The 13,671-nt window shown below is 62.5% G+C and carries 10 protein-coding genes and 1 pseudogene; 6 read left to right on the forward strand and 5 right to left on the reverse strand.

Annotated features, from left to right (window positions below):
• Positions 1 to 276 precede the first annotated feature (276 nt).
• The 4 genes from HMPREF3097_RS07780 to HMPREF3097_RS07795 all read left to right on the forward strand — a co-directional run bounded on the left by HMPREF3097_RS07780 (position 277) and on the right by HMPREF3097_RS07795 (position 3,712).
• On the forward strand, positions 277 to 1,416 hold the full coding sequence (locus HMPREF3097_RS07780) for an adenine-specific methyltransferase EcoRI family protein (protein ID WP_070761789.1): 1,140 nt from the start codon (positions 277 to 279) through the stop codon (positions 1,414 to 1,416).
• A gap of 3 nt (positions 1,417 to 1,419) precedes the next feature.
• Entirely contained in the window at positions 1,420 to 2,595 is a 1,176-nt protein-coding gene (locus tag HMPREF3097_RS07785; protein ID WP_070761790.1) for an HNH endonuclease family protein, read from the forward strand.
• A 219-nt stretch (positions 2,596 to 2,814) separates the two neighbouring features.
• Positions 2,815 to 3,207, forward strand: coding sequence for a hypothetical protein (locus HMPREF3097_RS07790; protein ID WP_141759503.1), 393 nt, complete (start codon positions 2,815 to 2,817; stop codon positions 3,205 to 3,207).
• 82 nt (positions 3,208 to 3,289) lie between these two features.
• Complete coding sequence (locus HMPREF3097_RS07795) at positions 3,290 to 3,712, forward strand: pyridoxamine 5'-phosphate oxidase family protein (protein WP_070761792.1); 423 nt, start codon at positions 3,290 to 3,292, stop codon at positions 3,710 to 3,712.
• Positions 3,713 to 3,840: 128 nt separating this feature from the next.
• Here HMPREF3097_RS07795 and HMPREF3097_RS07800 read toward each other — a convergent pair whose 3' ends face one another.
• The 3 genes from HMPREF3097_RS07800 to HMPREF3097_RS07810 all read right to left on the reverse strand — a co-directional run bounded on the left by HMPREF3097_RS07800 (position 3,841) and on the right by HMPREF3097_RS07810 (position 7,792).
• Positions 3,841 to 5,106 carry an AI-2E family transporter gene (locus tag HMPREF3097_RS07800; RefSeq protein ID WP_070761793.1) on the reverse strand — a complete coding sequence of 422 codons (1,266 nt, stop codon included), beginning with the start codon at positions 5,104 to 5,106 and terminating at the stop codon, positions 3,841 to 3,843.
• A 113-nt stretch (positions 5,107 to 5,219) separates the two neighbouring features.
• Positions 5,220 to 6,986, reverse strand: a complete 1,767-nt coding sequence (locus HMPREF3097_RS07805; protein ID WP_246821333.1) for a metal ABC transporter solute-binding protein, Zn/Mn family — start codon at positions 6,984 to 6,986, stop codon at positions 5,220 to 5,222.
• The gene (locus HMPREF3097_RS07810; protein ID WP_070761794.1) at positions 6,983 to 7,792 is read right to left on the reverse strand and encodes a metal ABC transporter ATP-binding protein; all 810 of its coding nucleotides are present in this window, start codon (positions 7,790 to 7,792) and stop codon (positions 6,983 to 6,985) included. The genes HMPREF3097_RS07805 and HMPREF3097_RS07810 overlap by 4 nt, the downstream gene beginning before the upstream one ends.
• Positions 7,793 to 7,971: 179 nt before the next feature.
• Here HMPREF3097_RS07810 and HMPREF3097_RS07815 point away from each other — a divergent pair, with 179 nt between their 5' ends.
• Positions 7,972 to 8,817, forward strand: coding sequence for a S1 family peptidase (locus HMPREF3097_RS07815; RefSeq protein ID WP_246821334.1), 846 nt, complete (start codon positions 7,972 to 7,974; stop codon positions 8,815 to 8,817).
• 181 nt (positions 8,818 to 8,998) lie between these two features.
• Here the strand turns inward: HMPREF3097_RS07815 and HMPREF3097_RS07820 are convergent, their stop codons facing one another.
• Positions 8,999 to 9,328, reverse strand: a complete 330-nt coding sequence (locus HMPREF3097_RS07820; RefSeq protein ID WP_210398572.1) for a chorismate mutase — start codon at positions 9,326 to 9,328, stop codon at positions 8,999 to 9,001.
• Positions 9,329 to 9,408: 80 nt separating this feature from the next.
• Between HMPREF3097_RS07820 and HMPREF3097_RS07825 the strand changes: the two are divergent.
• Positions 9,409 to 12,452 (forward strand): annotated as a pseudogene (locus HMPREF3097_RS07825) (UvrD-helicase domain-containing protein).
• A gap of 164 nt (positions 12,453 to 12,616) precedes the next feature.
• On the opposite strand, the gene HMPREF3097_RS07830 reads toward HMPREF3097_RS07825, so the two are convergent.
• The gene (locus tag HMPREF3097_RS07830) at positions 12,617 to 13,360 is read right to left on the reverse strand and encodes a M23 family metallopeptidase (protein WP_070761796.1); all 744 of its coding nucleotides are present in this window, start codon (positions 13,358 to 13,360) and stop codon (positions 12,617 to 12,619) included.
• Positions 13,361 to 13,671: the final 311 nt, after the last annotated feature.

Below are 13,671 nucleotides of genomic sequence, written 5' to 3' on the forward strand. Positions count from 1 at the left end.
CCTCCAAGATCCCGTCCGCATCCCCTTTTGTCGTTTAACCCCCATTTGGTGCACTAGATGGTGCACTAGGCTTAAAATCCTGCACCATGTGCGTTGGTGACACTTCAACAAAACGGCGCATGTTTTTCGGAGAATCCGTTACGAACGCCTTAGAAAACTTCCACCGCTTCGCTAGAATTGTCTTCAAGCGCGAGTTACCAGAGTGCCTATGTATGGGGCACCGGTCTCGCGCATTTTTAGGATGAAGACAGATTCAATAAGCGAGCGTGATGACTGATGGTGAGGAATACTGACCTGACTGCCGCTAAAGCGGCTAAGAACGATGAGTTTTATACTCAGTGGAACGATATTGAAAACGAGATGCAGGCGTATCTCGAATACGACCCTGACGTGTTCAGAGGCAAGACCGTGCTGCTACCGTGCGACGATCCGGGAGCAAGTAACTTCACCAAGTACTTTGCGCTGAACTTTGAGAAGTTCGGCTTGAAGAAGCTGATCTCCACGTCCTATGCACCCGCATCGAACCCGGCCGTGTCTGAAAAGGGCCAGATGCTGCTGGACTTTGCGTTGGGCGAAGATCAGGACGAGAAGTTCAACGAGGACGACACCTGGCACAAGGGTCGCATTTACGTCCTTGAACAGGGCGCAGATCTCAACGATGACGGCAAACTGAACAAGGAAGATCTCAAGTGGGATTACCTTGAGGGTGATGGCGATTTCCGCTCTGATGAGGTCACAAAACTTCGCGATGAGGCTGACATCGTAGTTACTAACCCACCGTTCTCACTTTTCCGAGAGTTCCTTGCGTGGCTCGTTGAAGGCCAGGTGGAATTCGCAGTCATCGGCAATATGAACGCCGTTACTTACAAAGAAGTTTTCCCGCTTATCAAGGAGAACCGCCTGTGGCTCGGTGCAACACGTGACGGTGGGGGTTCGATGTGGTTCCGTATCCCGGATAACGCGCCTGTGAAGAGCACTGGACAGCGCACTGACCCTGATGGCACCCGATGGCAAACCATTGGCAGCAGCGCGTGGTTTACCAACATCGAGCACGGCCGACGACACGAGCCGCTTGTTCTTATGACGATGGACGACAACCTTATCTATGGTCTGAAGGCCATTAGGGATGCGGGGTATCCAAAGTACGATAACTACGATGCGATCGAGGTTCCGAAGGTCCTAGGTATCCCTTCAGATTATGACGGGATCATGGGTGTACCCATCACGTTCCTCGGAAAGTACGACCCAGAGCAGTTCGAGATTTTGGGTATTGACTTCCAGGCTAAAACTGGTGAGGTCGAGGGGCTAGTTGTTGATGAGAGTGCTGAAAAACTTGATCGAGGCTACGTAAACGGCAAAAGGCTTTATTCTAGAATCTTCATCCGCCACCGCCACCCCGAGACCAAGGAGTCCTAAGTCATGGAAGCAAAACTTAACCCCCGAAAGATCCGTGACATCGTTGACGGATTCCACTACAACGAACTTGAAGGCAAGGGGCTGTACGGTCTAGCTGGCACCCTCACCATCCAGCCGGAATACCAGCGTAACTACATCTACAACGACGGCAAGAAAGACGTTGCCGTCATCGACTCGCTGCTCAAGGGCTATCCACTAGGCCTGATCTACTTCAATCAGCCCAAGCAGGACGAAGACAAGTTCGAGATCCTTGACGGTCAGCAGCGCATTACCTCCATTGGTCGCTTCTTCAAGGACCTGTTCGTCGTCAAAGATACCGACGGCAATGAGCAGTATTTCTCGTCGCTGAGCAAGTATCAGCAAGAACAGATCCTTGAGACTGAGCTGCTGATTTACGACTGCTACGGCACCGAGGCTGAGATCAAGGAGTGGTTCAAGACCATCAACATTGTCGGCGTGCCGCTGACAGCCCAAGAGCTACGTAACGCCGTGTACTCAGGGCCGTTTGTCGATGCCGCTAAGAAGGTCTTTTCTAACTCCAGCTCCGCCATCATGTCGAAGTGGGCAAACTTCGTTAAGGGTAACCCAGCACGTCAGGAGGTCCTTGAGGTAGCCCTTGACTGGGTCGCCCAGCGCGAAGGTACATCTATCGACAGTTATATGGCCAAGCATCGCGAGGACAGCGACTGCAACGAACTACAGACCTACTTCGAGGCTGTTATCGACTGGGCAGCGAGCGTGTTCGAGATGAAAGATAACTCCATGCAACGGGTCGCTTGGAACGCGCTGTATGAGAACTACGGCAGCCAAGCCTATAGTCCAACTGAGATGACAATGGCTGCGGAAGACCTGCTATCAGACCCTCAGGTTAAGACCAAAAAGGGTATTTACGAGTACCTACTGGGTGGTAAGACGGCCACGCACCTACTCAACGTTCGAGTTTTCACTGAAGCTGTGAAGAAGAAAATCTACAAGCTTCAGACACGTGAAGCAGAGCAGAAGGGCATCTCCAACTGTTCCTACTGCGCTATCGGCCACGATGAGAAGAAAGCAAAGATCTGGACGCTTAAGGAGATGGACGCAGATCACGTCACCGCGTGGTCCAAGGGCGGTTCAACTGAGGAGAGCAACTGCGAGCTGCTCTGCAAGTCTCACAACCGTGCCAAGGGCAACGCCTAAGTAAGGGGGCTGGTTTAGTTCGTTCCTTTTGTTGCCGGGAATGCCTATGTCCGCCAGGCAGTACACCTTTGTATAACACGGCAATGATGATGCCGATACCCCAGAGGTCGTAGGTTCGAATCCTGCCCCCGCTACTAAGAGCAAGGCCCCCTCACTGGAAACGGTGAGGGGGCCTTCGTCATGTCCGTATGATTCAGTGTCGGCTGTTAACCTTTCACTATGGGCGCTAAAACAACTCTTGGAAGGTTGCTCGCAGGTGCTGTGGGCATCCCGGTGCTCACGGTGCTGATCAGTTTCATTATCAATGACCCGAATTCGGCGTGGAGTGTCACAGATGCGCTCATTATGGCGGTGGGGGCGTCGCTGACAACAGTGTGGGTTGCTGCTCTGGGTGGGTACCATTTCTTGCGGTCGCGCAGGGCTCCAGCGAGAGGCACCGTCTTGGCTTGGGCCGGGGTGGGCTGCGCGATGCTGCTCCTTGGTTTTGGTTCGACGGCTCTTTATGCATGGGAAGAAGTCGCGGCAGGGCAAGCGCTGCCCATCATTAACCTCTTTATCTTGCTTATCCCGCTCGGCATTATCGCGGTAGCCGTTGCTTTTTCGCGGTCCTGAGTCGGGGCGTTGGGGGGCTCTCAAGCCAGAGCTGGCGATCAGCGCCACGGCACGAAACGCAAAACAGTGCCAGAATGGAAGCATGGCTGATTTTGAGAACCCCATTGAGGTCCTGAAGGAAGACGAGGCCCTGGAGCTGATGGGCAACCAGCAGCTCGGTCGCCTGGTCGTTCGCATCAAGGATGACTTCGACATCTACCCGTTGAACTACGTGGTGAACGAAGGAAAGATCTACTTCCGCACCGCGGAGGGCTCCAAGCTGTTCACCGTGTCCATCAACGAGCGGGTGCTCTTCGAAGCCGATGACCACACCGAGGACAAGGCATGGTCCGTCATCGTCAAGGGAAGCGCTCGCATCCTGCAGAAGACGGACGAGATCCAGAAGGCCGACGAGCTGCCGCTGAAGCCGTGGCTGCCGACCCTGAAGTACAACTACGTGGAGATCACCCCTGAGGAGATCTCCGGCCGACGCTTCCAGCTCGGCGAGGAGCCGGAGCGCTACTAGCCCCAGCAATAATCCCCCATCCAGTGAGTGCCAGCACTGACCGGATGGGGGATTAACTTTGCCCAGCTGGGCTGAGGTGGGAGCGCCAGGGAGCAAGGAGCGTGCGCTTCTTCGGGAAGGGGAGGGGGCTACTCGCGGGGATCGGTGCTGTTGGTTGAAGCAGTGGACTCGGTACCTTTAGCGGCCTTGGCATCTTTCGCGGCATCGCCAGCCGCAGGCTCCCCAGCGGCATCCTCGCCCTTCGGGTCGGTCAGCCCCCTCGCGGTCCCGGGTTTCCGCAGCTCATAGGCCTCGCCGAGTGCCGGGAACATGTCATTGCCGCGCAGGTAGCGCACCACCGAGTTCACCAGTGCGGCCACCGGCACCGCGAACACCGCGCCCGCCAGGCCGAAGAGGTACGTGCCCGCGGCCACGACCACGATCACCGCGAGCGGGTGCAGTGCCACCGCGTGCCCCATCAGGAAGGGCTGCAGCACGTGGGTCTCAATCTGGTGCACAGCCGTCACGATGATCACCATGACGATCGCGGTGAACACGCCCTGGTCCACCAGGCCGATCAGCGCCGGCACCGCGCCGGAAATCAGCGCGCCCACGATCGGGACGAAGGAAGCGATGAAGACCAGCACCGAAATCGGAATCGCGAACGGCACCTTCATCACCCAGCAGCCAATACCCACCGAGACCGCGTTCAACGCGGCGACCAACACCTGAACGTGGGCGAACGTCCCTAGCGAGACCCAACCGCGGCGGAAAGCCTCATCCATCGGCACCTGGGAGGCCCGGGGAGCCAGGGACACCAGCCACAGCCAGATGCGCCGGCCCTCATAGAGGAAGAAGAACAGGGTGATCAGGAAGATCAGCAGGGCCGCCCCCGAGTTGACCGCCGTTGTGCCCGTGCGCACCGCACCGTCCGCGATGGTTTTGGAGTTCTCGGACAGCGCGCCCTGCACGTGGCTAACCATTTCGGAGAGCTTCGCCTGCGTGAGCTTAAATGGGCCGTTCTCCAGCCAATCAACGATCTGATTCACGCCCTGCCGGGCGGAATCCCGCATCGCCGGCACCCCAGAGATCAGCTGGGTCGTGAACAGCGTTATGCCCGCCGAGATGAGCCCGATCAGCCCCAGAACCGTCAGCAAAGACGCCAGAGAGCGGGGGAGGCGTAGCTTGACGTCGAGAAAATTAACGATCGGGGTGAGCATCGCGGAAAACAGCACCGCGATGGCCAGCGGCGCCACAACCACCGCGAGCTTCTCCACCAACCGGGCGCCGACGATCGCCCCGCCCGCGATCAGCAGCAGGCATGCGCTCCACCAGGCGGCGAGCACCAGCCCGTACGGCAGGTGAGCGCGAGAGGGCAGAATCCGCTGCCTCTGCTCGGGGATAGTTTTAGCCATGTATCAAATAATAAGCCCGCGGGCGGCCTGCCACCCACCCTGCTGCAAGAAAAGCAGGGGGGGGAATGCGACCGGGGAAGCCCAACGCATGTGGGGCCTCGAGCATTCGCGTTTTAGCGCTTCAGCCCCGCGATCATGGTCTTCAAGTTGCTGCGCAGGAAATCCTCGTAGGTTCCCGCGACCGTGCCCGGCTTGCCGAGCTCATCGGAGTGCAGTGGCTCGTCGAAGATCGGAATCCCGGCCTCCTTCGAGACGGTCTTCATGGGGCGCGTATCCACGTTCGACTCCACGAACAGGTGCTTCGGGCGCTTGTCCTTCAGCTGGCGCACGAGGTGGCCGATCTGCGCGGGGGAGCCGTTTTCATCCGTGTCGATCTGCCAGATATACAGCTGCTCCATGCCGTAGGTGTCGACCATGTATTGGAAGGCATGTTCACTGGCCACGAGCACACGATCCTCCTTCGGCAGCGCACCGATCTGCTCGCGGTAGTCGGCGTCGATGCTCTCCAGCATGGCCTTGTACTCCGCCCCCTTCTCCTCGATGTGATCGGCGCGCTCGGGCAGGGCCTCGGCCAGCGCCGCGGTCACGTTTTCGGCCATCGCGATGCCGACGGTCGGGTCCAGGAAGGCGTGCGGGTTGATCTCCTGATTGCCCTTTTCGTCCTTGAGGTACTTCGGTTCCACGCCCTTGGTGGTCTCGACCATCTGGGAATCGTCCAGGCCCGCGGTGTTCTTCAGTTTCGCGAGCCAGCCGTGCTCACCGCCCTCGAGGTTCAGCCCGTTGTAGAACAGCAGGTCGGCGTCGCTCGTCGCATCCAGGTCCGCGGGCAGGGGGTCGTAGTCGTGCGGGTCCGTGCCGGTCGGCACGAGGTTATGGACGTTCACCGCCTCGCCGCCGATCTCCTCCACCAGGTCCGCCAGCAGCGTGAAGGTGGTGACGACGTTCAGCTGCTCACCGTCTGCCTTCTCCTCCGTCGAGAAGGTCACAGCCCCGAACACGAGGGCACCGCCCACCAGGAGGGCCAACAGCGCGGCCAGTGGCTTATTGCCCAGCGAGCGAGCAATCAGTCCCTTGCCTGGCGCGAAGAGGAAAGCCAGCAGGAACAGCGCGCTGGCGGTCAGCACGATCGTGACACCGGAGGACACGTTGTAGCTATAGCTCAGGAACAGCCCCACTACGGAGCTGAGAGCCGAGATCGCCACTGAAAGCCCGATCATCACTCCCAGCCGGTTCGTCAGCAGGTACGCCGCCGACGCCGGAGTGATCAGCAGGGAGACCACCAGGATCACGCCCACCGTCTGCAGGGAAATGACCGTCACCAGCGTGAGCACCACCATCAGTCCGTAGTGGATTGCCCGCACGGGCACGCCAGCCGACTGCGCCATGATGGGGTCGAAGGTGCTGAGCTTGAGCTCCTTGTAAAAGACCAGCGTGAGAATCAGCACGGCAGCGGCAATACCGATCGAGAGGTTGCGGTCGGCGTCCTGAACGGTCAGGACGTTGCCGAAAAGGATCTCCGTCAGATCCGTCGCCGTCTGTGCTTTCGCCATGAGCAGCACGCCGATCGCGAAGAAGGTGGAAAAGACGATGCCGATCGCCGAATCATTCTTCACCGTGGAGCGTTCGCTAATCAGCCCGATCGCCAGTGTGGCGAGTAGGCCCGCGACCACCGCCCCGAGGAAGAGGTTCGTGCCGAGCAGGTAGGAGGCCGCGACCCCCGGTAATACGGCGTGCGAGATGGCGTCGCCGATCAGGGCCATGCCGCGCAGCACGATGAAGCTGCCGACGATGCCGCAGGCCACGCCCACGATCACCGAGGTGATCAGCGCTTTTTGCAGGTAGCCGTGGCTGAGTAGTGAGTCGAGGAACTCCGCGATCATGCTGTCTCCTCCTGAAGGGCTGCCTGCCGTGGCGTGGGGTGGGCTGGTGCTGACGGCTCGCGGATGACGAGCGCGCCGAAGGCTTTCTGCAGCACGTCGGGGACGAAGACCTCCTCGGTGGGGCCCGCCGCGACGAGCTCGCCGTTGAGGACGATGAGGTCGTCGTAGTAGTCGCGCACCGTGTTCATGTCGTGGTGCACGACGACGACGTGCTTGCCCGCGTCCGCCATCTGCCGCAGCAGGGTCACGATCGTCTTCTCGCTGGGGACGTCGATGCCGACGAAGGGCTCGTCCAGGAAGATGAACTTCGCGTCCTGGACGATGGCGCGGGCAAAGAGGACGCGCTGGAACTGTCCGCCCGAGAGTTCGCTGATGTGGCGGTGGCGGAAGTCCCACATGTCGACGTCCTTGAGAGCCTGGGTGGCTGCCTTGCGCTCGGCCTTGCCGGGGCGGTGGAAGAGCCCCAGGCGCGGGTAAGTGCCCATCAGGACGGTGTCGAAGACGCTGGTGGGGAAGTTGCGGTCGAGGTCAGAGCGCTGCTCGATATACGCGATTGCGCGGCGCTGCTCGGCGGGGGCCTTGCCGTCGAGGGTGACGGGGTAGTCGGCAGGGGTGCCGGTGGTGCTTGTGCCGTGGACGTGACGCTTGTCCAGGATCTGAAGCATCGCCTTCATGAGGGTGGATTTGCCCGAGCCATTGGGGCCGATGATGCCGTGCATGCCGGGGGAGTCGAGGGTGAAGCTGATGTTCCGAATCGCGGTGTTCGCGCCGTAGCTCACGCTCAAGTTCTGGACGCTAATACTCATGACAGCCAAGAATAGTGTTCAGTTCAATGAATCACCAAGTTCAATGTATTGAACTTTGGGGTGGGGTGGTGTTGGGGGGGTAGCGCCAGGACTGCCATGCGCGTTGGCGTAGGCGGTGTCTGGTGCGGGCGCTATGGTTAGAGGGAATCGAGCCCCACCTGTCACATAAGGAACACGCCATGCAGCGCACCACCCGGACCCATGCCCGCCACCACCGCACCCTGCGCGGGCGCATCCTGCGAGGTGCTGCGGGTCTGCTCGCCAGCCTCGGCATTGCTGCCGGGCTGGGCGTCGGTGCGGCCGGGCAGGCGGCAGCCAACCCGATGGGCTCCCTCGACGCAGCGCTCACGGCCACCGGCCAGCCAGGCCCACACCGTGTGCCGGGGCACTACTTCACCTCGCCCACCGCGCCGGCTGAGCAGCAGCGCATCAAGCCTCGCGCTCTGCTGGGTCCATCCACCCCGATCATGGTGGGCGACAGCATCTGCACCCTCTCGGTGGCGGGTATTGATGCCGCGGGCAACAAGGTGGGAATCACCGCCGCTCACTGTGGCGTGCCGGGCAGCCCGGTGCGTTCCCTCGACGCCCCCGAGGCCGGTGTGATCGGCAAGGTCGTGAAGTTCGGCAACCTGGACTATTCCGTCATCCGCCTGCGCCCCGATGTTCAGCTGACCCGGAACTACGGCCGCGTCGCGCTGAACCGAATCGGTGGCCCGGTGCCTGGCGTGCCAAACGCGGCCTGCAAGACTGGTGTGGCCACCGGTACCAAGTGCGGTCCGGTGCTGGGGCAACTCGGCCAGACCTTCGTGAGCCACATCTGCGCATCCCTCGGGGACTCCGGTGCACCCGTCTACGCGGGCGGCCGCCTGGTCGGCATCCTCAACGGCGGCTTCCAGCCGCTGCCGAGCTGCACCACCCCGCTGCAGGGCCCGCTGCACTCCCCGGCGGTGTCCACCACCTGGGATGCCATCGCGGCGGACATGAACGCGCTCGGCGGTTCCGGCGCGGGCTTCCGCCTGCCCTAACGGATAGCGTTAGCGGAAAACGCTAGTGCACAGCACTGGCGTGCCGGCGCACAGCAACGTCCCTGACACCCAAGCGCGAGCGCAGAACCCTCGGTCATAAAGCTGCCCCCGACGACGCATCGTCGGGGGCAGCTGCGCGTTGGGGCAGGGTGCGCAGGGGCCTCAGGGAGTGAAGGCGGGGCTAGCCCAGCCGACCACGGCCAAGCTGCAGCAGCGCCTTGGCGATCTCCACGCCCTCGGAGCCGAACTCCTCGCGGAACTGGTTAATGATCGCCACCTCACGGGTGTAGACCAGGCGGGTACCGCCGGAGCCCAGGCGGGTCTTGCCGATGGCCTTCGAGACGGCGGAGCGGCGGTGGATCGCATCAATGATCGTCCGGTCCATCCGGTTGATCTCCTGGCGATACTTCTGAATCTCCTCATCGGAGAGCGGATCATCGGTACCGGAGGGCATGCGCACCTCGAAGTCCTTAGCCGGAGCCTCCGGCCCATCCCCGATGCCGGGGTTCATCGCTGCGCCATCTTCGCTAGTCATAGCTTTGATTGTACGTCGCGCAGCCGTGTCTGGGGCATCTACTAGCCTGGTAGACGATGAACACTCCTGATGAGCAAGACAGCCTCTTTCCCATGACCCCTGGTGCCGCACGTCCGGCGGGCCAGGCGGCCAGCCACGCCGGCGAGCAGCCAGCCACCGGTGCGAGCGGACCGGAGGCAGAACAGGCCGAGGAACTGCCGCTGCCAGAGCCGGAGTTCGACCCTGAGTTCGACCCTGGGTTTGATGCGGCCCCGCCCCCGGAGGACGCCCCACCCGCGGGCTACGAGGAGCTGGTCGCGCTCATGAACGAGGCCACGGCCCAGCCGGGTGCGCAGGGCGAGCACGCCCCCGCGCAGCCGACGGAGAGTCAGTCGCAGGGGCAGCGCCAGCCACGTCAGGGAGCGCAGCACGCCGGGGACGTCGACGACTTCCTGGGAACCGCAAGCAGCGGGAACCGACGTCCTGACACAACAGCAGCGAGCCCCTTCGACCGACGCCACGCGCCGGACAACCGCGAGCAACTGCTGGCCGGGCTCAACCCGCAGCAGAAGGAAGCCGTGCAGCACACCGGCAGCCCGCTGCTCATCGTCGCGGGCGCGGGATCAGGGAAGACCAGCGTGCTGACCCGCCGCATCGCCTGGCTGCTGTCCACCGGTGTTGCGCCCTGGCAGATCCTCGCGATCACCTTCACCAATAAGGCCGCGGCGGAGATGCGCGAGCGTGTCGCCGACCTCGTTGGCCCCGCCGCCGAGCGGATGTGGGTCTCCACCTTCCACTCCATGTGCGTGCGCATCCTGCGCAGCAACGCTCACCTCGTGGCGGGGCTGAATACCAACTTCACGATCTACGACTCGGATGACTCCAAGCGCCTGATCACCATGGTCATTAAGGACCACAACCTGGACGTCAAGGAATTCGCGCCCCGCGGTGTGCTGTCCACGATCAGCAACTGGAAGAACGAGCTCGTCGGGCCTAGTACTGCGAAGGCTGAGGCGGACGCGGACAGCAACTTCCACAAGCAGACCGTCGCCTCCCTGTACGCGGATTACCAAAAGCGCCTCCGGGCGGCGAACGCCGTGGACTTCGACGACCTGATCGGCGAGGTCGTCGGCATCCTGCGCAACAACCCGCAGGTCGCGGAGCATTACCGCCGCCGCTTCCGCCACGTCCTCGTCGATGAGTACCAGGACACCAACCACGCGCAATACGTGCTGGTCTCCACCCTGGTCGGCGAAGAGGGCAGCGGGGGCGGTGAGCTCGCCGTGGTGGGTGATGCGGACCAGTCCATCTACGCCTTCCGCGGCGCGACGATCCGCAATATCGAGGAATTCGAGCGCGACTACCCGAACGCCCACACCATCCTTCTGGAGCAGAACTACCGCTCTACGCAGACCATCCTCTCCGCGGCGAACGCCGTGATCGACCGCAACACCGAGCGGCGACCCAAGAAGCTGTGGACCGACCTCGGCCAGGGCGAGAAGATCGCCGGTTACGTGGCGGATAACGAGCACGACGAGGCCCGCTTCATCGCAGGCGAGATCGACCGGCTCGTCGACGAGGGCGGGCCTACGGGGATATCTCCATCATGTACCGCACCAACAACGCCTCCCGCGCGCTGGAGGACGTGCTCATGCGCTCCGGGCTGCCGTACAAGGTCGTGGGTGGCACCCGCTTCTACGAGCGCAAGGAGATCCGAGACATCGTTTCCTACCTCAAGGTGCTCGATAACCCGGAGGACACGGTCGCGCTGCGCCGCATCATCAACACCCCGCGGCGAGGCATCGGCGATCGGGCGCTTGCGCAGGTCACCGTCCACGCTGAAGCGCAGGGGGTGAGCTTCGCGCAGGGGCTGCGGGATGCCGCTGAGGACAAGGTCGCCCGGCTCGGTGGGCGCGGTCGCAACGCCATCGCGGGTTTCCTCAGCATGATGGAGAACTTGCGGAAAACGGTCGAGGATGCGGAGTTGCGCGCCTCCGACGGCAGCCCGTTGGGCCTGCCGGACCTGGGCGCGATCATCGCCGCCATCGTGGAGCAGAGCGGCTACCGGGCCGAGCTGGAGAAGTCCAATGACCCGCAGGACCAGACCCGGTTGGATAACGTCAACGAGCTGATCAGCGTGGGCCACGAGTTCAGCCAGGAGGCGGCACACCAGAAGGCCTACGAGGAGATGCCCGCGGGCAAGGCGGTGCAGCCCGAGGTGCAGCTCAAGCAGGACGTCGCCGACGCGATGCTCGACGAGGGCGAAGCCCCGCTGGGCAGCGTGCAGGCCTTCCTGGAGCGGGTCAGCCTGGTCGCGGACGCCGACCAGATCCCGGAGGAAGGCGCTGGCCAGATCACGCTGATGACCCTGCACACTGCCAAGGGGCTGGAGTTCCCGGTGGTCTTCCTCACCGGCTGGGAGGACGGCCAGTTCCCGCACATGCGTGCGCTCAGCGACCCGACGGAGCTCGCCGAGGAACGCCGCCTGGCGTACGTGGGAATTACCCGTGCGAAGGAAAAGCTCTACATCTGCCGCGCGATCACCCGCTCCGGCTGGGGCGCGCCCGTGAATAACCCGCCCTCGCGCTTCATCTCCGAGGTGCCCGAGGAACTGGTGGAGTGGCTCCGCGAAGAACCGGATTGGGCGGGATCCTGGGGCAGTGGTGGCTATGCCGATGGCTCCAGCTTTGGCGGTGGCTCTGGTTACTCGGGTGGCTGGGGCCGCTCCGGGGGCTGGGGCTCGGGTGGTTCTGGCGGCTACGGCAGCCGGAGTGGCGGTTTCGACGGCGGGCGTACCTTCGGTGCGGGCCGTGCAGGTTCCGGATTTAGCTCTGCAGGAAGAGGCTCTGGTGGCGCGTCCGGCGGCAACTCCACCGGCTTCCGGCCGGGCAAGCCTGCGGGCAAGGGTGCGGCCGCGAAGGGCAAGAAGAAGGCCACAGATCGCAGTGGCAAGCCCTTGGAGCTGGCCGTGGGCGACCGCGTCAACCACGATAAGTACGGCCTGGGCACTGTTAAGAGCGTCGACGGCGCGGGCAGCCACACCACCGTCATGATCGACTTCGGCAGCCGCGGCACCGTGCGCCTCATGCTCTTTGGTGGCGTGCCGATGGAGAAGCTCTAGGGAGGGGCGGCACCGCCCTAGAGCGTGCTCTATAGCAGCCCCAGAGCGGTCTTCTAACTAACCCAGAGCGGTCGCTCTAACAAGCCCGGAGGGGTCGTATAACAAGAAGAAAAGCTCCCGACCCCGTGTGCAGCAGGGTGGGAGCTATTCGCGTCAGCGTCGAGCTAGATCTCGATGCCCAGGTCACGCAGCCACGGCACCGGGTCGATCGGGCCGGAGCCGTTCGGGTGGATCTCGAAGTGCAGGTGTGGGCCGGTGGAGAAGCCCTCGTTGCCCATGCCGGCGATCTTCTGGCCAGCGGTCACGCGGTCACCGACGGAGACGTCGATGGTGGCGATGTGGCCGTAGACGGTGATGTCACCGTTGTCGTGCTTGACGCGCACCCAGTTGCCGAAACCGGAAGCCGGGCCAGCGTCGATGACGGTGCCGTCCTTGACTGCGCGGATCGCGGTGCCGATGGCGTTCGCGATGTCCACGCCGTTGTGGTTGGTGCCCCAGCGAGCGCCGAAACCAGAGGTGAAGGAGCCCTCGGCAGGCTTAGCAGCCTGCGGGGCGCGGGATGCGGCATCAGCGGCAGCGCGCTGCTTGGCGAACTCCAGAGCGGAGGAGAGCTGTGCGGACAGGTCCGCGGTGGTCTCCTGCAGCTGCGGGACCTCGAGGATGCGCGGGGCGTCAGCCGCGGAGCTGCCCCCGGCCTCCTGGGCCAGGAAAGAGGAGTCGGCGGCCAGCTCGATGGAGCCATCAGCTGGGGTGGCGGAGTTTGCCTGCTGAGCGCCAGCGGTAGCGCCTGCGGCGCCAGCCGTGGAGACGGCACCCGTTGCAACGGCGACCAATGCGAGACGGCGCTTGGCGCTGTTATCTACCTTGCGGTGCTGGCCAACGCGCCGGGTGCTGGAGGTCTTCTGCACGTTCCTTGCCCTTTCAAGCTTTGGAGACAGTGATCTACTCGCTGGTGTTTCGTAACCAGATCGTTATGAACGAGAGTTACTTTATTGTGTCCTTTCGTATGTTTCAACCAATATTGCGGGAATATAACGACAAGTGAACGCTGTGGCTGGTGTGATTAACGGGCGAATGGCGGGGGAGCGGGGTGAAAGTGCAGCTCAGCACGCCTTTTCTGCAGGTTAATGTGGGGTGTTTCGTCCCCGTGTCTGCGTGATACACCCAAAAAGGGTGGGTAAAGTCACATTCCACCCGTCTGCGTTTCCATACCTTCGCC

The sequence above is a fragment of the Corynebacterium sp. HMSC27B11 genome (assembly GCF_001815985.1).
Classification (GTDB): Bacteria; Actinomycetota; Actinomycetes; order Mycobacteriales; family Mycobacteriaceae; genus Corynebacterium.